This window comes from Streptomyces thermodiastaticus (genome assembly GCF_014656135.1).
Classification (GTDB): Bacteria; Actinomycetota; Actinomycetes; order Streptomycetales; family Streptomycetaceae; genus Streptomyces; species Streptomyces thermodiastaticus.
Map to the genome: position 1 here is coordinate 1 of NZ_BNBV01000008.1, position 21,245 is coordinate 21,245.

Below are 21,245 nucleotides of genomic sequence, written 5' to 3' on the forward strand. Positions count from 1 at the left end.
CGCCGCGCCGCCCGGCTCCCCGGCTGCGGATGCGCCGGCGCAGCGCCGAGCGGGCCGCGGGACCGGAGCCGGTCGCCGAGGTGCGTGCCCTGGCCGTCCGGCGCGGGGCGGTGCAGGCGCTGCGCCATGTCGACCTGACCGTCGCGCCCGGGGAGACGATCGCCCTCATGGGCCGCAACGGCGCCGGGAAGTCCACGCTGCTCGGCTCCCTGGTGGGCCTGGTGGAGCCCTCCGCGGGACAGGTCCGGGTCGGCGGCGCGGTCCCGCACCGCACTCCGCCGCGCGAGCTGGTGCGCCGGGCCGGCCTGGTGCCGCAGGAGCCGCGCGACCTGCTGTACGCGGACACGGTGGCCGCCGAGTGCGCGGCCGCCGACCGGGACGCTCAGGCGGCGCCCGGCACCTGCCGCGCCCTGGTGACGCGGCTGCTGCCCGGTGTCGCCGACACCGCCCATCCCCGGGACCTGTCCGAGGGGCAGCGGCTGGCGCTGGCGCTGGCGGTGGTGCTGACCGCGCGTCCGCCGCTGCTGCTCCTGGACGAGCCGACCCGCGGCCTGGACTACGGAGCCAAGGCCCGGCTGGTCGCCGTGCTGCGCGAGCTGGCGGCCGAGGGACACGCGCTGGTGCTGGCCACACACGACGTGGAACTGGCGGCCGAGATCGCCGACCGGGTGGTCCTGCTCGCGGAGGGCGAGGTGATCGCCGACGGTCCCACCGCCGAGGTGGTGGTCTCCTCCCCTTCCTACGCACCCCAGGTCACCAAGATCCTCGCGCCGCAGCGGTGGCTCACGGTCGCCCAGGTCCGCGAGGCCCTTGTGCCCGCGTCAGAAACCCCGGCGGCCGAGGCGGACGGGCCGGCGGAAGGGGACAGGCCGTGACGGGCCGCGGTGCGGGCAGCTCCGGCCGCGCGCCCGGCGGGGCGGCGGACGCGCAGGCGCGGGCGGTGCGGGTCGGGCCCCGCTCCGTGGCCGCGCTCGTCCTGGTCGGCGCCGTCGGTCTGGCCGCCTTCACCTGGCCCTTCCTCGCCCCGCCCGCCTCACAGCTCAGCGCCCACGCCCAGGACGCGCCGTGGCTGTTCGCGGGCCTGCTGGTGCTGCTGGTCGCCGTGGTCGCGGCGACCATCGCCGAGTCCGGGATGGGGCCGAAGGCGGTGGCGATGCTCGGCGTGCTGGCCGCGGCGGGCGCCGCGCTGCGCCCGATCGGCGCCGGCACGGCCGGTCTGGAACCGATGTTCTTCCTGATGGTGCTGTCCGGGCGGGTGCTGGGGCCGGGCTTCGGGTATGTGCTCGGGTCGGTGACGATGTTCGCCTCCGCGCTGCTCACCGGCGGTGTGGGCCCGTGGCTGCCGTTCCAGATGCTGGCCATGGGCTGGTTCACCATGGGCGCGGGCCTGCTGCCCGGCCCGGACAAGCTGCGCGGCCGGGCGGAGCTGGTGATGCTGGCCGGCTACGGCGCCGTGGCCGCCCTCGCCTACGGCACGGTGATGAATCTCGCCGGCTGGCCGTTCATGGGCACCCTCGCCTCCTCGATCGCCTTCGACCCGCAGGCGCCGGTCACCGCGAACCTGGCCCGGTTCGTCGCGTACTGCCTGGCCACCTCGCTCGGCTGGGACCTGGGCCGGGCCGCCCTGACGGTCGTGCTCACGCTGGTGGTCGGGCCGGCCGTGCTGCGCGCGCTGCGCCGCGCCACCCGCCGCGCGGCCTTCGAGGCCCCGGTCGCCTTCGAGGCCGGCCCCGGCGCGGGCGGCCGCGAACCCTCCGTGACCCGCACGGAGGGCACGGTGCCGTCCGGGGTGAAGCGGCCCACATGAGCCAGGTCACGTACGACGCGGGACCGTAGCCCGGCCGGGCGGTGCCGGTCCGCTCCGTTGCGGGCCGCGGCCTGCCCGGATGCGGGCCCGCGTCTTCGCGCGGGCGGCGCGGCGGATGCGAGGACGCCTAGGCGCAGAGCTGTGCGCGGGTGCCCGGCACGCGCTGTTCGTCTGGACGGTGTCGCCGGGCGCCGCCGCCTCTGCGGGACGCGCCGGCCGTGCGGCCCCTGCCTCCCCGGCCGTCGCCGGCCCGGGTTCCGGCTGCGCGCCCCTCGTCGGGCCACCGGCACCGGTGCCCCGGGTCCGAGCCACCTCACGGCAGTCATGGAGGCGGCGGCCCCCGATCCCCTGGGCCGCCGCCTTCGCCGTGTCCGCCCGCGTCGCGCGGGCGGTTTTTGCTTCCCTGGTGCCATGACAGCGCACCCGGCCGCACGGCCTCAGGACGACCCGGAGGCACGCGGCCTGCCTCTGGTGCCCGTGCTGCTGGGGCTGACGGTGACCAGCGGGATCATCGACGCGGTGAGTTTTCTGGCCCTGCGGCACGTGTTCACCGCGAACATGACCGGCAACATCGTGGTCCTCGGTTTCGCCGCCGCCGGTGCCCCGGGCTTCTCGGTGCCGCACACCGCCACCTCCCTGGTGTGCTTCATGGCGGGCGCGCTGGCCGGCGGCCGCCTCGCCCACCGTCTCGCCTCCTGCACGCGCCGCCGCTGGGCTCGGGTGGCGCTGGCCGTCGAGGCGGTGCTCGTGGGGACGGCGTCGGCGGTGGCCTTCGCCGCTCCGGGCGCGGCCGCGACCCCGTACGCCCTGATCGCGCTGACCGCCTTCGCGATGGGCCTGCGCAACGCGACGGTGCTGGAACTGCGCGTGTCCGGTCTGACGACCACCGTGCTCACCCGGACCCTGACCGGTCTGATCGCCGACTCCCGGGCGGGCGGCGGGCCGGGCGAGCACTCCCCGCGCCGGGCGGCCTCGGTGCTCGCCATGCTGGCCGGTGCCACGCTCGGCGCCGCTCTGGTGATCCGGCGCGACCTGGGCACGGCGCTGCTGGTCGCGGCGGTGATCACGGGTGTGCTGGCGGCGGTGACCTCGGGGCGGGAGTGACGCCGGCGGCTTCCGGTGCCGCTCGCGCCGTCCCGTCCGCTTCCCCCGGACCGTCCGTCAGCCGGCCATGGGTCCGGTGAAGTCCACGTCCCCTGGCCTCCCCCTCGCGTCGTCCCGCCCATGACACTGCTCACCCCGGGGAAAGGCCGGCGGCCGTGTCACCGCACCGGGCGCGGCGGGCGGGCGCCGCCGGCCGGTGCCGCGTCAGTGCACGGCCGCCCGCGGACCGGGCTCCGGCTGTTTCGCCGTCGCACGGGGCCTGGCCGAGCCCCGGGGGCCGGAGAGCAGACAGGTCAGCGCGAAGCCGGCGCCGACGACGGTGGCGCCGCCGACCGCGTCGAGCACCCAGTGGTTGGCGGTGCCGATGATGGCGCAGACGGTGAACAGCGGGTGCAGCAGACCGAGGGCCTTCATCCACCACCGTGGCGCCAGCAGGGCGATGACCAGGCCGCACCACAGCGACCAGCCGAAGTGCAGCGAGGGCATCGCCGCGTACTGGTTGGTGACGGCGGTCATCGCGCCGTAGTCGGGCTTGGCGAAGTCCTGGACGCCGTGCACGGTGTCGACGAAGCCGAGGCCCGGCATCAGGCGGGGCGGGGCCAGCGGGTACAGCCAGAAGCCGAGCAGGCCGAGGCAGGTGGCGAAGCCGAGGGCGGTGCGGGCCCAGCGGTAGTCGACGGGGCGCCGGACGTAGAGCACGCCCAGGATGGTCAGCGGCACCACGAAGTGGAAGGTCTCGTAGTAGAAGCTGAGGAATCGGTTCAGCCAGGGCAGGCCGACCACCGTGTGGTTGAACCAGTGCTCGATGCCGATGTGCAGGAACTGCTCGGCGGAGTGGATCTGGTGGCCGTGCCGTTCGGCGGTGGCGCGGTCGCCGCGCGCGGCCAGCCGCACCTGCGAGTAGGCCGCGTAGGTGACGCGGATGAGCAGCAGTTCCAGCAGCAGGTTGGGGCGGGTCAGCACGCGCCGCAGGAACGGCACGAGCGGGACGTACCGCCGGCGGGCCGGGACGGGGGCGGCGTACTCGGTGGGGACGGGTGTGCGGTAGTGCTCCGCCGTGCGGGACAGGAACGGGACGGCGGTCGCGGCGGCCAGCGCGGCCAGCAGCACCAGGTTGTCGCGCAGCGGGTGCAGGGCCGCCATGTTCGGCAGCATCATCGTCGGCGGCAGGGTCATCACCAGCACCACGGCCACCGGCCAGACGTAGCGGTCGGAGGCGCGGCGGCCGGCCCGGCCGACGACGGCGAGCAGCACCCACAGCAGCTGGTGCTGCCAGGCCGTGGGGGCCGCGGCGATCGCGGCGCACCCGGTGACGGCCACGGCGAGCAGCAGCTGCCCGTCGCGGGCGTAGCGCACGGCCCGGCGCACACCGAGCACGGCGACGGCGGCGGCGAGCACCACGTAGAGGGCGACCTCCAGCGGGCCGGTCAGGCCCAGGCGCAGCAGGGCGCCGTGCAGGGACTGGTTGGCGAGAGCGTCGGAGGGGCCGCCGAGGCCGGCGCCGGCCACGTGGTGGATCCAGTAGGTGACGGAGTCGTGCGGCATCGCCGCCCAGGCGAGCGCGGTGCACGCGAGGAACGTCACACCGGTGGAGGCGGCGGCCCGGCGCCGGCCGGTGCACCACAGCAGCACGGCGAACAGCAGCACGGTCGGCTGCAGTGCGGCGGCCAGTCCGATCAGGGCGCCGCCGGTGCGCTGTCCGCGCACCACGAAACAGCCGAGCAGGACGAGCAGCACCGGGATGATGCTGGTCTGCCCGAGCCACAGCGCGTTGCGCACCGGCAGCGACAGCATCAGCAGGCTGATCGCGACGGGGGCGGCCAGCAGCGAGGTGCGGCGGCTCACCGGCTGGGGCAGGGCGCGGGCGGCGACCAGTCCGAGGGCGGCCACCAGCAGCAGCGTGCCGAAGGTCCAGCCCCAGCCGAGGGCGTCCTCGGCGGCCCTGGTGAGCGGTTTGAGGACGAGGCCGCCGAAGGGGGTGCCGGTGAACCGGGTGGAGTCGTACAGGGAGCCCTTGACGTGCAGGACGCCGTGGGGTCCGACCCAGGTCTCCAGGTCGGTCAGCCGCCGGGCGGGCGGGGTGGTGAGGACGACGGTCACCTGGCGTATCGCAAGGAGCGCCGTGATCAGCCACAGCCCCAGGCGGGCCGCCTGCAGGCGGGCCCTGGCCGCCTCGCCGGGTGTCGCAGTCGCCGCCGGGAACGCTCCCGCCGGTTGACGGCTGTGTTGCGCATTCGCCACGCCTCGTCGGCCTCCCGCCCCGTCCTACGACCCCTGCGCGGATCGTGTCGACCTTGTCTCCCGTACGGCCGCGCGGCGACCTCCTCGATTCGAGGCCCGCGCGCCTGCAGGGACGCGGACAGCCCCGGCGTCACCTGTCGTCCGCTCGCCTTTTGTCCGGATGACGATAGTGCGCGATCACCCCGGTTGCGGTCGTGGGGCGCGACAAGGATCACAGCGGACTTCTGTGGAAGGTGGCCGTAGGCGGGCAGACGTCCCTGCGTATCCGCCCTTCAGCTGCACTATGCAGCCACCTGCGCACGTCACGTAAAGGGTGCAACCGGTCGTATGGTCGATTTTCGGCCAGCCTTGCGCCGGTCCGGTTCGGCCCGCTCGTCAGCGCCGTCGCGTGGGTCGCGTCCCTGTTCCCGACGAGAGGTAGGCGAGCGAAGCCTTGACGGCCCCCACAGTCACCGCTCCCCGTCCCGTGTCCTCCGTGTCACTCACCACGTCACCCGCCACCGTCACCGACCCCGCACTCGTGCGGCGCGCCGTGAAGGCCGCCGCGCTGGGCAACGCGATGGAGTGGTTCGACTTCGGTGTCTACAGCTACATCGCGGTGACCCTGGGCAAGGTCTTCTTCCCGTCCGGCAACCCCACGGCACAGCTGCTGTCGGCCTTCGGCGCCTTCGCGGCGGCCTTCCTGGTCCGCCCGCTGGGCGGCATGGTCTTCGGCCCGCTCGGCGACCGCATCGGCCGCCAGAAGGTGCTGGCCCTCACCGTGATCATGATGGCCGTCGGCACCTTCGCGATCGGCCTGATCCCGTCGTACGCGACACTCGGCGTGGGCGCCCCGATCCTGCTGCTGGCCGCCCGGCTGGTGCAGGGCTTCTCCACCGGCGGCGAGTACGCCGGAGCCTCGACCTTCATCGCCGAGTACGCCCCGGACAAGCGGCGCGGCTTCCTCGGCAGCTGGCTGGAGTTCGGCACCCTGGCCGGCTACATCGGCGGCGCCGGCATGGTCACCCTGATGACGGCCCTGCTGCCCTCGTCCGAGCTGACAGGCTGGGGCTGGCGCATCCCGTTCCTGATCGCCGGTCCGATGGGCATCATCGGCCTGTACCTGCGCATGCGCCTGGAGGAGACCCCGGTGTTCGCCGCCGAGGCGGAGCGGGCCGAGTCCCGGCGCCCGAAGGTGCCGCTGCGCGAGATGGTCACCGGCCAGTGGAAGGCGATGCTGCTGTGCGTGGGGCTGGTGCTGGTCTTCAACGTCACCGACTACATGCTGCTGTCGTACATGCCCAGCTACCTGACCAGTGAGCTGAAGTACGACGAGACCCACGGCCTGCTGGTCGTGCTGGCCGTGATGGTCCTGATGATGATCGTCCAGCCGTTCGCCGGCCTGCTGACCGACCGCGTCGGCCGCCGCCCGGTGATCGCCGCCGGGTGCGCCGGCTTCCTGCTGCTGTCGGTTCCGGCGCTGCTGCTGATCCGCCAGGGCAGCCTGGTGGCGGTGGCCCTGGGCATGGCCGCGCTGGGTCTGCTGCTGGTGTGCTTCACGGCCGCGATGCCGTCCGCGCTGCCGGCCCTGTTCCCCACCCGGGTCCGCTACGGCTCGCTGTCCATCGGCTTCAACGTCTCCGTCTCGCTGTTCGGCGGCACCACCCCGCTGGTGGTCACCGCGCTGATCGGCGCGACCGGGAACACGATGATGCCCGCCTACTACATGATGGCCGCCTCGGTCATCGGCGGTGCGGCGGTGTGGTTCATGGCGGAGTCCGCGGGACGCCCGCTGCCGGGGTCGGCCCCGGCGGTGGAGTCCTAGTCGCTCCCGCACCCCACGACGGCGGGGGGCCGGCGGCACCTCGGATGCCGCCGACCGCCCGCGTGCGTGCCGCGTCTCCCTCGATCGACTGAAATTCCCTGACAGCTCCCTTGCGCCTGGCTATATTCATTAGCACAACTAGTTAGAACCCCTAACTAGGCATACGAAAGGCCTGGTGCATGAGCGACGCGCAGCTCTGGGACGACATCGACGCCTACTTCACCACCCTGCTCTCCCCGGAGGACGAGGCCCTCCGTGCCGCACGGCGCGAGAGCGACGCCGAGGGCCTGCCGCAGATCAACGTCACCGCGAACCAGGGCAAGCTGCTCCAGCTCCTGGCCCGCCTCCAGGGCGCCCGCACCGTCCTGGAGATCGGCACCCTCGGCGGGTACAGCACCATCTGGCTCGCCCGCGCCCTGCCCGAGGACGGCCGCCTGATCACCCTGGAGTACGACGCCCACCACGCGGACGTGGCACGCCGCAACCTCGCCCGCGCCGGACTCGACCGGATCGCCGAGGTGCGCGTCGGACCGGCCCTGGAGTCGCTGCCCAAGCTCGCCGACGAGAACCCGCCCCCCTTCGACCTGGTCTTCATCGACGCCGACAAGGCCAACAACCGCCCCTACCTGGAGTGGGCGCTGCGCCTGACCCGGGCCGGCTCGCTGATCGTCCTGGACAACGTGGTGCGACACGGCCAGGTGACCGACGCGGCCAGCACCGACCCCTCGGTGCGGGGCACCCGTGCCGCGCTCGAACTGATCGCCGAGCATCCGCGGCTGGAGGGCACGGCGATCCAGACGGTGGGCTCCAAGGGCCACGACGGCTTCGCCCTGGCCCGCGTGCTGGGCTGACACCCCGGGCGGTGGCCTGGTGACCGTCTCCGGCGCCGGTGCGAGTGACCGTCCCGGACGCCGGACCGGCGACCGCCTCCGGCACCGGTGCGAGTGACCGTCCCGGGCGCCCGCACCGGCCTCGCACCGCCGGTGCGCCCGGGGCGCCCGGAAGTGTCCTCGTCCTCGTGCCCTCCGCTCCTCGGCCCCCCGCCGGATCCCGGCCCCGGCGGTGCGACGGCATCGCCCGGGCCGGGCATTGCGGGCACAATGAGCTCATGACCGAGCGAAAGCCACCCGGTGTGCCGTTCGAGTCCTTCGTCGAGAAGGAGATCCGCGAGGCTCAGCGACGGGGCGAGTTCGACCGGCTGCCGGGGGCGGGCAAACCGCTGCCGGACGACACGGCCTACGACGAGCTGTGGTGGGTCAAGAAGAAGCTGGCCCGCGAGGGCGTGTCCCTGCTGCCGCCCACGCTCGCACTGCGCAAGGAGGCCGAGGACGCACTCGCGGCGGCCTACGCCGCCCCCTCGGAGCAGGAGGTGCGCCGGATCATCGGCGCGGTCAACACCAAGATCCTCGACATGATGCTCAAGCCGCCGCCCGGCCCGCCGCTCGGTCTGAAGCGGTACGACGTCGACGAGGTCGTCCAGGAGTGGCGCAGGCGCCGCGCCCGGCGGACGGAGGCCGGGCGGTGAGCACCCGGCCCGGCTCCTCGCCCGCCACGCCCTGAACCGTCGCCCCGGAACCGTGCGGCTCCCCCGTGGCCGCCGCGAAACCGCAGCGCACGAGACGCCCGGTACGCCGGGCACCGGTCCGGCGAGACCCTCGGCCGGCCCGCCGCCGGACCGGGTCGGCTGCCGGATCAGGTCACGTCCCGTGTCACCGCCCACGGGCCCTGCGGGTGTTCCGCGTCCGAGCCGCACAGCTCCGCGGTCAGCTCCTCGACCAGCTGGTCCAGGTCGGTCGGCCGGCCGGGGCTCCACCAGTCGCCGAGCAGCTCGGCGAGCGACTCCTGCCGGGCGCGTGCCAGACGCTCGGCCACCTCGCGGCCCTGCCCGGTCAGCACCAGGTCGAGCCCGCGGCGCACGGCCAGATGCCGCTCCTCCACCTGCCGGGCGGCCTCCAGGACGACGGGGAGCGGCACCGGCACCCGCTGGGCCAGCAGCGCCGGCTCCACCCGGCCGTACTTCCTGATCCGCAGCAGCAGCCAGCTCGCCGCGGGCAGCAGGTCGCAGCCGGCACGCCGGGTGATCGTCCGGTAGATCTCGCGCCGGCCCGCCCGGGTCCCCAGCACGGACAGCGCCCGGCACACCTCGTCGTAGGACGACCGCTGGACCGGGTTGGTGGCGAGCGTCTGGGTGCCGTCGGGCGCGGTCACCGAGCCGCGCAGCGGCTCCTCCTTCAGCAGCCACGACAGCAGGAACGCGAGCAGGGCGACCGGGGCGGCGTACAGGAAGACGTCGGTGATGGCGGTGGCGTAGGCGTGCAGCGCCGCGGGGCGCAGGGCGGGCGGCAGGAGGTCGATGCCGCGCGGGTCGGACTTCAGGGTGCCGGTGGACACGCCGGGCGGCAGCGCGACGCCCCGGAAGGCGGCGCCCAGCATCTCGCTCAGGCGGCTCGCGAACAGCGCGCCGAAGACCGCGACGCCGAAGGAGGCGCCGATGGAGCGGAAGAAGGTCGCGCCGGAGGTGGCCACGCCCAAATCCTCGTAGCCGACGGTGTTCTGCACGATGAGCACGAGCACCTGCATGACCAGGCCGAGGCCCAGGCCGAAGACGAAGAAGCAGCCGCTGATCTCGGCGGTGGAGCTGTGTTCGTCGAGCTGGTGCAGCAGGAGCAGTCCGACGGTGGTGACGGCGGTGCCCACGACGGGGAACACCTTCCAGCGGCCGGTGCGGGTGACGAGCTGCCCGGAGCCGGTGGACGCCAGCAGCATGCCGAGGACCATCGGCAGCATGTGCACACCGGACAGCGTCGGCGAGATGTCGTGCACGACCTGCAGGAACGTCGGCAGGTAGGTGAGCGCCCCGAACATCGCGAAGCCGATGACGAAGCTGATGACGGCGGACAGGGTGAAGGTGCGGAAGCGGAACAGCCTCAGCGGCAGCACCGGTTCGGCGGCCCGGCGCTCCACGGCCACGAACACCGCGGCGAGCACGACGCCCGCCACCGCCGGCCCGATGATCTGCGGGGAGGCCCACGGCCAGGTGGTACCGCCGAGCGAGGCGACCAGGACCAGGCAGACGGCGACCGAGGCGATCAGCAGCGTGCCCGAGTAGTCGATGACGTGGCGCCGGGGGGTGCGCGGGAGCTGCAGGGCGGCGGCGATCACGGCGAGGGCCACGATGCCGACGGGCAGGTTGACGTAGAACACCCAGCGCCAGCTCAGGTGCTGGGTGAACAGGCCGCCGAGCAGCGGGCCGAGCACGCTGGTGGTGCCGAAGACCGCGCCGAACAGTCCCTGGTAGCGTCCGCGTTCCCGGGGCGGGACGACGTCCCCGACGATCGCCATGGACAGCACCAACAGCCCGCCGCCGCCCAGGCCCTGCACCGCGCGGAACGCGATCAGCTGGGGCATGTCCTGCGCCATGCCGCACAGCGCCGAGCCGATCAGGAAAAGGACGATCGCGGTCTGGAAGAGCTTCTTGCGGCCGTACTGGTCGCCGAGCTTGCCCCACAGCGGGGTCGCGGCGGTGGAGGCCAGCAGGTAGGCGGTGACCACCCAGGACAGATGCTCCAGGCCGCCGAGGTCGCTGACGATGGTGGGCAGCGCGGTGGACACGATGGTCTGGTCGAGCGCTGCCAGCAGCAGGCCGAGCAGCAGCGCGCCGATCGAGACGAGGACGTTGCCGGGCACGTGCTCGGGTTCCGCCGGTGCCTGGCCGGGCGGGGGTCCGGTTATGGCCGGTGCGCCGCCGGGCAGGTCACCGCCGTTCCCGGAGCCCGCCGCGCCTGTCGTCCCGGCCCTGGCGTGCCCGTGCCCGTCCGCGGCCATCGAGACCTCCCGGCGCTCATGTCACCTTGTCCACCGCACCCAGTGTGGACCGATATGACCAGAAAGGTCCTCTTGGTATACGGCCATTCCGGGGGTTCGTTCGCGGCCGTTCCGGGAGCTTGGGGGTCTTCGAGGGACTCCGGGGCGCTCCGAAGCGGCGGAGCCGGACCGGGGTAGCCGGAGAGGGGGCCGGTGACCTCAGCCGACGGTCAGGCGCAGGCTTCCGTCCTCGAGCGCCTCGACGCGCACCTGGGTGAGGTCGCGGACCACGGCGTCGGGGGCGTGAGCGGCGGCCCGCGGGCCCACGCCGATCACCCGCATCCCGGCGGCCCTGCCGGCCGCGATGCCCGCGCCGGAGTCCTCGAAGACGATGCAGTCGGCGGGGGCGACGCCCAGGCTGGCGGCGCCCTTGAGGAAGCCCTCGGGGTCCGGCTTGCTCGCACCGACGCTCTCGGCGGTGACCCGCACGTCCGGCAGCGGCAGCCCCGCGGCGGTCATCCGGGCCGTGGCCAGGGCGGTGTCGGCGGAGGTCACCAGGGCGTGCGGCAGCCCGCGCAGCGAGGCCAGGAACCCGGGCGCGCCCGGGACCGGGATCACCCCGTCGGTGTCCGCGGTCTCCTCGGCGAGCATGCGGGCGTTCTCGGCGAGGTTCTCCTCGTGGGACCGGCCGGGCAGCAGCAGCGCCATCGAGGCGTGGCCCTGGCGGCCGTGGACGACCTTCATCACCTCGTCGCCGTCGAGTCCGTGCCGGGCGGCCCAGCGCCGCCAGATACGTTCGACGACGGCGTCGGAGTTGACGAGGGTGCCGTCCATGTCCAGCAGGAGGGCGCGGGCGGTGAACACGGCGGTGGTGGCCGTCATCGGCAACTCCGTAACGGGGTGAGTGGGTGTACGGACGGGCCGCGGGAGGACTCCCCCGACGCCCGCCCGGGGAGCGCGGAGAACAAGGCGGCCCCGCCCGCCGGTCAGGGAAAGCGGGCGGAGGCCACTTTGTTCCTCCACGATACAAAACGCCCCCGGCGTCCTGCCACCCGCCCCCGGCCGGCCTCTCAGGCCACCGCCTCCCACAGGCTCCACACGCCGAGCGCCAGCATCAGCGCGGCCGCGATCTTTGTGATCAGGCCGAGCGGCACCCGCCGCATCAGCGCCTTGCCGCCCACGATGCCGAGGCCGGCCACCGCCCACAGGGCCAGCACGGCACCGATGCCCACCGAGACGGGGTCGTCGTAACGGGCGGCGAGGTTCGCGGTCATGATCTGGGTGAGGTCGCCGAACTCGGCGACGAGGATGAGCATGAAGCCGGTCCCGGCGACCTTCCAGAAGGACTGGTCGCCGGGCCGGCGGATCTCCTCCTCGTCCTCGCCCTTGTTCCGCAGCAGCACCACCGCGCCGCCGAGGAAGAGCACGCCGGTCACCACGTGCACGATCCGCTGCGGCAGCAGGGTCAGCGCGCTGCCCGCCGCCACCGCGAGGGCGACGTGCAGCAGAAAGGCGGCGGCGACACCCGCGAAGACGTACGAGGCGCGGTAGCGCGTGCCGAGGACGAGGCCGGCGAGCGCCGTCTTGTCCGGCAGCTCGGCGAGGAAGACGACACCGAAGACGAGCGCCAGGACGCTGAGACTGATCACTGTTCCTCAATCGGTCGGGCCGCCCGGCCGAGAGTGCTGTGCGCTGGGGTCCAGATCCTCGGCAGGGCAGCGCACGGATCACCCGCACCCCAGGGCACGGGCATGCACTGCTTGCCGAAGGTCTCGCTGGCCGACCGCGCGGCGGTCCGCCTCCGGGCGCCGGCTCAGACGGGCTGAGCAGTGTGTCGACGACTCCGGCGAAGAGCTACTCCCCTTCCGCGCCCCCCATCGTACGGGACCGGAGTCCGGACCCGTTCTTGTCATGTCATGAACGCGCCATTACCGTCTCACCGCACGCACACCGGCCGGACATGCGACGCCGCGAGCATCTGCCCGCTCGCACCCCCAACACCCGACCCGTTCAAGGGAGTTCTCGCATGCCCATGCGCTACGCGCGTCGACACGCCGGCATACTCGCCGCGCTGACCGCCCTGTTCGCCTGTGTGACACTTCTCAACCCGCCGGCCGCCTCCGCCGCCCTGCCCACGCCGGTCAGCGCCGCCACCGCCCGCGGCTACCTGTCCCAGCTCACGGTCGCCGCCGAGGACCGCACCGGCTACGACCGCGATCTCTTCCCGCACTGGATCACCATCAGCGGCACCTGCAACACCCGCGAGACCGTCCTCAAGCGCGACGGCAGCGATGTCGTCACCGACTCCTCCTGCGCCGCCACCAGCGGCAGCTGGTACTCGCCCTACGACGGCGCCACCTGGACCGCCGCCTCCGACCTGGACATCGACCACGTGGTGCCGCTCGCCGAGGCCTGGGACTCCGGGGCGAGCAAGTGGACCACGGCCCAGCGCCAGGCCTTCGCCAACGACCTGACCCGCCCGCAGCTCATCGCCGTCACCGACAACGTCAACCAGGCCAAGGGCGACCAGGATCCGGCCACTTGGGTGCCGTCCCGGTCCGCGTACGTGTGCACGTACGTCCGGGCCTGGGTACAGGTGAAGTACTACTACGACCTCTCGGTCGACTCCGCGGAGAAGAGCGCACTGCAGAACTACCTCTCCGCCTGCTGACGCACCACACATCGCAGCACTGGGGGCCCGCACGGCACCCGTCCCGCGCCACCGGCCGGGGCGGGGCGCCGTGCGGGCCCCTGCCGTTGGGATCGCGCCCCCGGCTCCGCCGCGAACGACTGATTCTTGAACTTGCAAGCATTAGTTAGGCACCCCTAACCTATGTCACCCGTTCGGACCCGTATCCGTCCGGCTCCCGCGGCCGGCCGGCCCCACCGAAGGAGACCCCCCACATGACCCGCCTGACCGAACACCTGACCACTGCCCAGCCGTACGTCCTCGGCCTGTTCCGCGCCGTCGTCGGCCTGGTGTTCACCTGTCACGGGGCCGCCTCGCTGTTCGGCGTGCTCGGCGGCGCCCCGGGCACGCAGGGCGGCACGGTCCCCGCCGGGACCTGGCCCACCTGGTACGCGGCCGTGATCCAGCTGGTCTGCGGCGCCCTGGTGCTGCTGGGCCTGGCCACGCGCGCCGCCGCCTTCCTTGCCTCCGGCTCCATGGCGTTCGCCTACTTCGACGTGCACCAGCCGACGGCGCTGTGGCCGATCGAGAACGGCGGCGAGCTGCCGGTGCTGTTCTGCTGGGCCTTCCTGCTGCTGGTGTTCACCGGCTCCGGGGCGTTCGCACTGGACAGACTCCTGGCCCGGCGCTCGGCTGCCGGGCGGCAGCCGGCGGAGCGGTCCGCGTCCGCCGAACGGTCCCCGGCCGCGGTCTGAGGCGGCCGGCGCTCGCGCGGCGGCGAGGGGCCATGACGCACACAAGAGCCCCCGCCGCCTCGTGCGTCACACTCACGGCGTACCCTGAGTGGCTGTTCACAGGCCGCCCCTGCCGCTCCCCCGCGACATCGCGGCACGGTCCCGGTCTACGGGGGAGTTCAGGGAGTTCGGGTGCTGGAGAGCGTCGCGAGACTGGGGTCGCTCACCGGCACTCCGTGGATGTACGCCGTCGTCACCCTGTCGGTGCTGCTCGACGTCTTTCTGCCCGTCCTGCCCAGCGGTGTCCTCGTCGTCACCGCGGCCACGGCGGCCGCCGCCGGCTCGGGCGCCGCGACCGGACTCGTCCCGCACGGCATACCCGGCCTTCTCGGCCTGACCCTGTGCGCGGCGACCGCGTCGGTCCTCGGCGACCTGGTCGCCTTCCGGCTGGCCCGGCGCGGCGGGGCACGGATGGACCGCGCCTTCGCCCGCTCCCGCCGCCTGCGCACGGCCCAGGAACGGCTCGGCGCCGCACTGTCCCGGGGCGGCGGCGCCCTGGTCGTCGTCGCACGGTTCGCCCCGGCCGGCCGCTCGGTCGTCTCCTTCGGCGCCGGCGCGGCCTGCCGTCGCGTCCGCGAATTCCTGCCCTGGTCGGCGCTGGCCGGTCTGGCCTGGGCCGCCTACAGCGTGGTCCTCGGATATCTCGGCACCCGCTGGCTGGGCGCCGCCTGGCTGGCCACGGGGGTGTCGGTGGCAGCGCTGTTCGCGGCGGGCGCGGGTGCGGCGTATCTGATGCGCAGGACCGCTCCCGAGGCCTGAGGCCTCGGTCCGCCGCCCGCCGTACTCCCCGGCCCGCGCCTCGGGGCCGGCCGGACGAGACGACAGGTCCCTCAGATCCGCGCGGATCCCTCGAACAGATGAACCCGCGCCCGGTATCTCACCCCACCAATTCGAACAGGCGTAGCATTGCCTCGTGGCTACGCCCTATGAGTTCCCGAGTGATCTCCTCGCCGCTCAGGAGGAGTTGCATCAGGTCAGGGCCGAGCTGTCGGCCCTGCTCAAACGGCTCCCGTGGTCGGTGGAGCCGCTGGAGGGGTTCAGCGACGACGGCGGCTGGCGCAAGGTCGAACGCCCCGCCTCCCCCGGCTGGACCGCCGACGAACAGGCCGAGGTGGAAAAGCTCCGCCGCCGAGAGCACGAGCTGGCGGTGTTCATCACCACCCACCGGTTCTGGGACCAGTTCAGCGGCCCGGAGGGCGTCGACGCCCGCCGTGCCCTGAAGCACGCCCATGAGGCACCCGAGGGCAAGGAGGCCACGGACGCGTGAGCGGCCGCCCGGCCTCCGGCGTCGCACCCCACGGGTTTGCGGGGCAGCGCCCCCGACAAGGTAGTCTGTCCACTCGTCGCGGGTGCGTAGCTCAGGGGTAGAGCGCCTGCCTTACAAGCAGGATGTCGGCGGTTCGAAACCGTCCGCGCCCACCACACGCAGGCCTGGCCTGGGCGGGCAGCCCAGGCCAGGGACAGAAGGCAGCACGCCGCACCGGCCGGACACGGTCAGGTGCGGCTTTCGGCATTCCGGAGTCGTGACACGCTGCGTGCGCCGCTCGGCAGCGGCGATGCCCGACGAGCGCCTACAGCACACAAGTGCCGATGCCTTTCTCGGACCTCGTCAGCCCCTCTGCCCTGACGGCGTCCATGGCCCGCTGGCAGTCGAGTCGGCGACGCCGAACTCCGTTGCCACCTGGACGACGGACGGCACCTTGGATCCGGGCGGGTACTCACCCTCCCGGATCCTGCGCAAGATCTCATCCGCCGAACGTGCCCGGGCCCTGGCAGAGGACGAGAAGGTGACCAAGGCCGAGTTGATCAGGGCACCGTTCTTCCTCGGACAGTCCTGTCGTGCCGTGGTGGACGTTGCCGAGTGCCGAGGGGAGCGACTGCAGGCTCCCGGCTGAGAGGGCACCTGCCCGCCGTCCCCTCCCCCGGACCGCCCCCGCGGCATCCGGGGGTTTCCCCCACCCGGCATCCGGCAGTGCGCCGCATCATCCGCCCGGGCGGCTCTTCCTACGCTTGCGGTGACCGCATCGCAAGCGGTCGAGAGCATCCGCCGACCGCCGTCCGACCAGGGGGAAGACCGCCATGACCCGCTCCGCTCGTGCCCGCTCCGCGCTGGCCTGCGTCGCCGTGGCCCTCATCGTCACGGCCACCGCCTGCGGCGGCGACGCCGGGGACGACAAGCATCCCGAGCACCGCAGTTTCGCCCTGCACGGGCGGCAGCTGACCGTGGACAGCGACGACTCCGCGCTGGAGGTCGTGGCCTGTGACGCGGTGAAGGCCGGCACCGTCGGCGTCACCCGCTGGTTCACCGGCTCGGTGCTCATCGGCACCGACCCGCATGCGACGTGGTCCATGAAGGACGACCGGCTGGTGCTGCGGCTGGAGTGCGCGGGCCTCGTCGCCGGCTGCTCCGCCCGGCACCGCGTCGAGGTGCCGCGCGGAGTGACGGTGAAGGTGGAGGACCGCGACGGCACCGTACGCGCGCACGGATTCAAGGACGCCCTGGACATCCGCAGCGTCAACGGGACGGTCGGCGTGACCGACAGCAGCGGCCCGCTCCAGCTGGCCTCGGGCAACGGCGCGGTGCGCGCCGAGGTCTCCTCGCGCCGAGTGCGGGCCACCACCCGCAACGGCTCGGTGCATCTCGAACTGGCCCAGGTGCCGGACCTCGTGGACGCCCGCTCCGTCAACGGGTCCCTCGGCATCACCCTGCCCCGGGCCGGCTACCGGGTCACCACGGCCACACACACCGGCTCCACCCACGTGTCGGTGCCCCGCGACGACGCCGGCCGCAAGGTCGTCACCGCGCGCACCACCAACGGATCGATCAGGGTCACGACGGCCGACTGACCGCGTGCGTGTGTTCGCCCGGGGCGGGTGGGAGAATGAACACCACGCAGGGCGGAGACAGCACGGGAGTGAGAAGGACGTGACGGCCACACCGGCGACACCCGGGCACCAGCACGCGCCGCACCCGCCGTCCACGCGGCCCCGGCGCGCCGCCCGTCCGGCCGCCTCGGCCGCCCGGGACGTGCTGACCCTGGCGGGTCTGCCGCTGCTGGCCGTGCTGGCGCTGCCCGCCGCGTTCGCCGGCGGGGGGACGCGGCGCTGGTTCGGCGGGCGGGCCGAGAGCCAGCGGGCGCAGGCGCAGGAGGCGAAGGACGAGGCCGCCGCCGCGTTCTACGAACTGGACACCGCCCAGCGCGACCTGAAGATCTCCGTGGAGACGATCACGGCCGTCGACGACTCCCCCGCGGCCCGGCAAGCGGTCGCGGAGTTCGAGACGCTGGGACGGCGCGTCGACGAGGCGAGCCGGCGGTACATCGAGGCCGTGGACGCCACCGACCTGGACCGCGACGACCTGGAGGCGTCCGCCGCGGCCCGGGCGCGCACCGCCCTGATCGCCGCCAAGGACGACCTGCTGAACGTGCGGCGGGACCTGGACCGTTTCGCCGCCGGTCTCGGGCCGCTGCTCAACCGGGCCGAGTCCGAGCTGGCCCGGGTGGCTCCCGCCGTGGAGCGTGCCCGGCAGGCGCTGCGGAGCGCCGGTGAGGCACTGGACGCGGTGCGCGGCAGCGGGTTCCGCGCCGACGATCTGGCCGCCCGACTGGCCGCGCTGGCACCGGAGTTGACGAAGCTGAACGAGGGCGCGGGCCGGCACGGCGTGCGGCCCACGGTGCAGCGGGCCGAGCGGGTGGCGCGCGAGGCGGAGGCGATCGCCGCGGCGGCCCGGCGGCTGCCGGAGCAGGCCGAGGAGATCGACCGACGGCTGGTGTCGCTGCGCACCCGGGCGCAGGCGCTGACCACGCGCACCGGGCAGGTGGAGCCGGTGCTCAGCGAACTGCGGCGCCGGTTCACCGCCGCCTGCTGGCAGGACCTGCAGCACGTGCCGGAGCAGGCCGCGCAGAACGTGCGCCGGGCGGAGGAGAAGCTTCTCGAGGCGCGGCGGGCGCGCGAGGAGCAGCGCTGGCCGGACGCCACCGCGCTGCTGTCGACGGTGCGGGCGCTGCTGAACGCCACCGACGAGGCGGTCTCGGCCGCCGGCGACCGGCTGAAGCGCCTCAACGCGGTGCAGAAGGACCCGCAGGCGGAGATCGAGCGGACCCGGTTCGCGATCCGTGACGCGCAGCGGCTGGCGATGACGGGCCGGACGACGCCCGATCCGCGCCACGCCCGCCCGCTGGACGACTGCGTGGCCCGGCTGGAGCGGGCGGTGACGGGCCTGGAGGCAGGCCCCCACCCCGACTACTGGCACTTCCTGACCGAGGCCGAGGCGGTCCGGCAGACCGTCGCGCGGGTCGTGGCGCAGATCCGGGAAGAACGCGGAGCCGGCCGCTGAGGCGGGGCACAGCGCCCCGGCCCGCCGGCGGCCGGCTCCGCTCGACGGCAGGACACCGCCGCGGTGCCCTGCCGTCCTCGCTCAGGTGCGGTAGGCGTAGTAGTACGCGTTCGGGTACGACGCGATCAGGCTCGCCACCGACCGGTTGTAGGTGTTGGTGGAGTGGTACGACACGTACGGCACGCCCTGCGGGCTGCGGTACGTGACGATCATGGTGTGGTCCTTCGACCCGTCCCGGTTGAAGTCCATCTGCAGCACGTCACCGACGTCCAGCTGGTAGACGTACGGCAGGCTGGTGACCCGCTTCGAGGACAGCGCGAACCACGACCACTCGTTGACGCCGACGAACGAGTCCGACTGGATGTCGGCGTTGCCGAACCACTTGTGCCAGTCGTACGTGTAGCCGGGCTCGTGCTTCCAGCCGCCCGCCTTCAGGGCCTGGCTGACGAAGTTGGTGCAGTCGCCGCCGGCGCCCTCACCGCTGAAGTCCGGGTAGTCCGGGTTGTAGTCGTTCCAGTACTTCTTCGCGTACGCGGCCATGGCCTGGTAGTCGTACGCGCCGCCGGTGAGGTTCTTCGGGTCGGCCGGTGCGTTGCTCGCCGTGGAGGCACGGGGCGCCTCCGGCGGGTTGTCCTCGTCACCGGTCGACGGCTCGGTCACGGCCGGCGTGGTCGGCTGGTTGACGGCCACACCGTCGTCGGTGTCCTCGATGCCGGTCAGCTGCCAGTTGCCGTTCTTGTCGGCCTCGAACGACAGCTCGTGGTGCGCCTGGAAGCCGGTCGTCTTCGGCTCGTTGCCGCGCACCTTCTCGTAGGTCAGCGTGGTGGTCTCGGTGACCGCGACCTTGGCGTGACGGCCCTTCACCTGGGTGGCGTTCAGCTTCACGCTGGTGGTGCCGGAGCTGTAGCGCTCACCGAGCTTCGCCAGGCGGTCCTTGCGGCCGCGCAGCTCGGACAGCGCGGAGTCCTCCGCGTGCGACTGCGTGCCGGACAGGCGGACCTTGCCGTGGAAGCGGGCGGACAGCCGGTCGTGCGTGCCGGGCCGGCCGCTCTTGCCGGCGTCCACCAGGGCCTGGGTGCGGTCGGTGAAGACCGCGTCGGCCAGCTTCTGGAACGTGGCCTTGGTCTGCGCGTCCACGGTCGGGTCGTCGGTGACCGCCGCGCCCGCGCTCCAGTTGGGCACCAGGGCGACGCCGGCGACCACCGCGGCTGCCGACGCCCCGACTATGGTGGCGCGGCGCCGCTTACGGCTCAGTTTTCTTGATTTCAATGATGTTCCCCTCTGTGCCGGTACACCTACCGGGCGACCGCATCTTCGCACGGCCCGTGCAGCGGGTGTGAAGAGGGTGAGGACAGGTCAACAGTCCTACGGAGACGGTCACTTGATCACGGTCGACCAGTCCGGGGACTGCGCCGGGTCCAGAGCGCGCAGCCGCTGCAGGTTAGCGGGTTTCTGCGCGTCCAGCCAGTCCGCCAGCTCCTTGAACGACACGCACTTCACCTCGGGTTTGGTGCACACGTTCTTCACGACCTGGTCGATGGCCTTCATGTAGATGCCGCCGTTCCAGTCCTCGAAGTGGTTGCCGATGAACAGCGGCGCCCGGCTGCCGTAGTAGACCCGGTTGAAACCGGCCATGTACGAGTCGACGGTCGTCTTCTCCCACTCGGGGTACTTCGCCGGATCCCCGTCGGTCTCGCCGCCCGACTGGTTGTAGAGGAAGTTGAAGTCCATCGACAGGCCCTGGAACTTGCCGTCCTCGTAGGGCAGCATCTGCAGCGGGAAGTCCCAGATGCCGTCCTTCTTCGCCGGCCATATCTGGAAGTCGCCGGGCGAGGAGGCGTCGTAGCGCCAGCCGTAGCTCTTGATGGCCTTCAGCAGGTTGGGCTGGCCCTCCAGGCAGGGCGCGCGGCCGCCGGTGACGACCTGCTTGAAGTCGAAGGGCAGCGGCGGGATGTCGGTGAAGCCGGTGTTGGTCTTCCAGTGCTCCACGAAGTCGAAGAACTGGTCGATCTCGCTCTTCCACTCCTGCACGCTCCAGTCGCCGCCGCCCTTGTCGCCGCAGAAGTGGCCGTTGAAGTGGGTGCCGATGTCGTTGCCCTCTTCGTAGGCGAGGCGCAGCTGCTCCAGGGTGGTGCGGATGTGCTCGTCGGTGGGGTAGTCGATCGCGGCGTCCCCCGGGGAGTGCATCGGCCCGTGGTACATGGCCTTCTTGCTCTTGGGCAGCAGGTAGATGCCCGTGAGGAAGAAGGTCATGTGGGCGTTGTACTCCTTGGCCAGCTCCCGGTAGTGCGAGAACAGGTGGTCGCTGCCCTCCAGGGCGCCGTCCCAGGAGAACACCACGAACTGCGGCGGTTTCTCACCGGGCTTGAGCGGCTGCGGTTTCAGTGTGCCCTTCTGGGGGCCGGTGTAGGAGGTCGAGCCGTCGCCGAGGACGCGGGGCTTGCCGTCCCACTCGGGCTGCTTGCCCGGTCCGGGCGAGGCACCGGCGTTCTCGGCGCCCTTGTCCCCGGCGGACGCGGTGGGGGTGGTGGAGTCGGGCCGGGTCAGCGCGAGGAAGCCGGCCACGACGGACGCGACGACGAGCAGGGTTGCGAGAGCGAGGACGTTGCGGCCGGGGCGGCGCAGGGAGCGGCGACGGCGACGGGCCCGGTGGCGGTGCGATGTGGTCATGGGCGGCTCGTATCTGGGAGGGGACGGCGGGCTTGGGTGCGGGTGCGGGGACGACG

General features: G+C 73.1%; 18 protein-coding genes and 1 tRNA gene. 13 read left to right on the forward strand and 6 right to left on the reverse strand.

Annotated features, from left to right (window positions below; translation table 11 throughout):
• The 3 genes from IE286_RS10045 to IE286_RS10055 all read left to right on the forward strand — a co-directional run.
• On the forward strand, positions 1 to 875 hold an 875-nt coding region (locus IE286_RS10045), incomplete at its 5' end, for an ATP-binding cassette domain-containing protein (protein ID WP_229862233.1).
• Positions 872 to 1,807 (forward strand): ECF transporter S component, encoded by a 936-nt coding sequence (locus IE286_RS10050; protein WP_189796296.1) that lies wholly within the window; start codon positions 872 to 874, stop codon positions 1,805 to 1,807. The genes IE286_RS10045 and IE286_RS10050, both read left to right, overlap by 4 nt.
• A gap of 411 nt (positions 1,808 to 2,218) precedes the next feature.
• Entirely contained in the window at positions 2,219 to 2,911 is a 693-nt protein-coding gene (locus IE286_RS10055) for a YoaK family protein (RefSeq protein ID WP_189796297.1), read from the forward strand.
• A 204-nt stretch (positions 2,912 to 3,115) separates the two neighbouring features.
• On the opposite strand, the gene IE286_RS10060 is transcribed toward IE286_RS10055, so the two are convergent.
• Complete coding sequence (locus IE286_RS10060; protein WP_189796298.1) at positions 3,116 to 5,152, reverse strand: bifunctional glycosyltransferase 87/phosphatase PAP2 family protein; 2,037 nt, start codon at positions 5,150 to 5,152, stop codon at positions 3,116 to 3,118.
• 475 nt (positions 5,153 to 5,627) lie between these two features.
• On the opposite strand from IE286_RS10060, the gene proP reads away from it, so the two are divergent.
• The 3 genes from proP to IE286_RS10075 all read left to right on the forward strand — a co-directional run bounded on the left by proP (position 5,628) and on the right by IE286_RS10075 (position 8,481).
• Complete coding sequence (gene proP / locus IE286_RS10065; protein WP_229862236.1) at positions 5,628 to 6,956, forward strand: glycine betaine/L-proline transporter ProP; 1,329 nt, start codon at positions 5,628 to 5,630, stop codon at positions 6,954 to 6,956.
• A 179-nt stretch (positions 6,957 to 7,135) separates the two neighbouring features.
• The gene (locus tag IE286_RS10070) at positions 7,136 to 7,807 is read left to right on the forward strand and encodes an O-methyltransferase (protein WP_189796300.1); all 672 of its coding nucleotides are present in this window, start codon (positions 7,136 to 7,138) and stop codon (positions 7,805 to 7,807) included.
• 257 nt (positions 7,808 to 8,064) lie between these two features.
• Positions 8,065 to 8,481 (forward strand): DnaJ family domain-containing protein, encoded by a 417-nt coding sequence (locus IE286_RS10075; RefSeq protein WP_189796301.1) that lies wholly within the window; start codon positions 8,065 to 8,067, stop codon positions 8,479 to 8,481.
• 167 nt (positions 8,482 to 8,648) lie between these two features.
• Here IE286_RS10075 and IE286_RS10080 read toward each other — a convergent pair whose 3' ends face one another.
• The 3 genes from IE286_RS10080 to IE286_RS10090 form a co-directional block, all read right to left on the reverse strand.
• The gene (locus IE286_RS10080) at positions 8,649 to 10,781 is read right to left on the reverse strand and encodes an MDR family MFS transporter (protein WP_189796302.1); all 2,133 of its coding nucleotides are present in this window, start codon (positions 10,779 to 10,781) and stop codon (positions 8,649 to 8,651) included.
• 198 nt (positions 10,782 to 10,979) lie between these two features.
• Positions 10,980 to 11,642 (reverse strand): HAD-IA family hydrolase, encoded by a 663-nt coding sequence (locus IE286_RS10085; RefSeq protein WP_189796303.1) that lies wholly within the window; start codon positions 11,640 to 11,642, stop codon positions 10,980 to 10,982.
• Between the two features lie 188 nt (positions 11,643 to 11,830).
• Positions 11,831 to 12,409, reverse strand: coding sequence for a TMEM165/GDT1 family protein (locus IE286_RS10090; RefSeq protein WP_189796304.1), 579 nt, complete (start codon positions 12,407 to 12,409; stop codon positions 11,831 to 11,833).
• Between the two features lie 377 nt (positions 12,410 to 12,786).
• On the opposite strand from IE286_RS10090, the gene IE286_RS10095 reads away from it, so the two are divergent.
• From IE286_RS10095 to IE286_RS10130, 7 genes are all read left to right on the forward strand, one after another.
• Complete coding sequence (locus IE286_RS10095; RefSeq protein ID WP_189796305.1) at positions 12,787 to 13,431, forward strand: HNH endonuclease family protein; 645 nt, start codon at positions 12,787 to 12,789, stop codon at positions 13,429 to 13,431.
• 233 nt (positions 13,432 to 13,664) lie between these two features.
• Entirely contained in the window at positions 13,665 to 14,144 is a 480-nt protein-coding gene (locus IE286_RS10100) for a DoxX family protein (protein ID WP_372462496.1), read from the forward strand.
• 171 nt (positions 14,145 to 14,315) lie between these two features.
• Positions 14,316 to 14,942, forward strand: coding sequence for a DedA family protein (locus IE286_RS10105; protein WP_189796306.1), 627 nt, complete (start codon positions 14,316 to 14,318; stop codon positions 14,940 to 14,942).
• Positions 14,943 to 15,096: 154 nt separating this feature from the next.
• Entirely contained in the window at positions 15,097 to 15,450 is a 354-nt protein-coding gene (locus IE286_RS10110; RefSeq protein WP_189796307.1) for a DUF8825 domain-containing protein, read from the forward strand.
• Between the two features lie 80 nt (positions 15,451 to 15,530).
• Positions 15,531 to 15,605: transfer RNA gene (locus IE286_RS10115), tRNA-Val, on the forward strand.
• 657 nt (positions 15,606 to 16,262) lie between these two features.
• The gene (locus tag IE286_RS10125) at positions 16,263 to 17,030 is read left to right on the forward strand and encodes a DUF4097 family beta strand repeat-containing protein (protein ID WP_189796308.1); all 768 of its coding nucleotides are present in this window, start codon (positions 16,263 to 16,265) and stop codon (positions 17,028 to 17,030) included.
• Between the two features lie 79 nt (positions 17,031 to 17,109).
• The gene (locus IE286_RS10130) at positions 17,110 to 18,519 is read left to right on the forward strand and encodes a hypothetical protein (RefSeq protein WP_189796309.1); all 1,410 of its coding nucleotides are present in this window, start codon (positions 17,110 to 17,112) and stop codon (positions 18,517 to 18,519) included.
• A gap of 81 nt (positions 18,520 to 18,600) precedes the next feature.
• On the opposite strand, the gene IE286_RS10135 is transcribed toward IE286_RS10130, so the two are convergent.
• Both IE286_RS10135 and IE286_RS10140 read right to left on the reverse strand, forming a co-directional pair.
• Complete coding sequence (locus tag IE286_RS10135; RefSeq protein WP_229862239.1) at positions 18,601 to 19,722, reverse strand: amidase domain-containing protein; 1,122 nt, start codon at positions 19,720 to 19,722, stop codon at positions 18,601 to 18,603.
• Positions 19,723 to 19,896: 174 nt separating this feature from the next.
• Positions 19,897 to 21,189 (reverse strand): polysaccharide deacetylase family protein, encoded by a 1,293-nt coding sequence (locus tag IE286_RS10140; RefSeq protein ID WP_189796311.1) that lies wholly within the window; start codon positions 21,187 to 21,189, stop codon positions 19,897 to 19,899.
• Positions 21,190 to 21,245 lie beyond the last annotated feature (56 nt).

Coding starts and splice junctions, on each gene's coding strand:
- IE286_RS10055 (WP_189796297.1), top strand. CDS start 2,219: ATGACAGCGCACCCGGCCGCACGGCCTCAGGACGACCCGGAGGCACGC.
- IE286_RS10070 (WP_189796300.1), top strand. CDS start 7,136: ATGAGCGACGCGCAGCTCTGGGACGACATCGACGCCTACTTCACCACC.
- IE286_RS10075 (WP_189796301.1), top strand. CDS start 8,065: ATGACCGAGCGAAAGCCACCCGGTGTGCCGTTCGAGTCCTTCGTCGAG.
- IE286_RS10080 (WP_189796302.1), bottom strand. CDS start 10,781: ATGGCCGCGGACGGGCACGGGCACGCCAGGGCCGGGACGACAGGCGCG.
- IE286_RS10085 (WP_189796303.1), bottom strand. CDS start 11,642: ATGACGGCCACCACCGCCGTGTTCACCGCCCGCGCCCTCCTGCTGGAC.
- IE286_RS10095 (WP_189796305.1), top strand. CDS start 12,787: ATGCCCATGCGCTACGCGCGTCGACACGCCGGCATACTCGCCGCGCTG.
- IE286_RS10100 (WP_372462496.1), top strand. CDS start 13,665: ATGACCCGCCTGACCGAACACCTGACCACTGCCCAGCCGTACGTCCTC.
- IE286_RS10125 (WP_189796308.1), top strand. CDS start 16,263: ATGACCCGCTCCGCTCGTGCCCGCTCCGCGCTGGCCTGCGTCGCCGTG.
- IE286_RS10140 (WP_189796311.1), bottom strand. CDS start 21,189: ATGACCACATCGCACCGCCACCGGGCCCGTCGCCGTCGCCGCTCCCTG.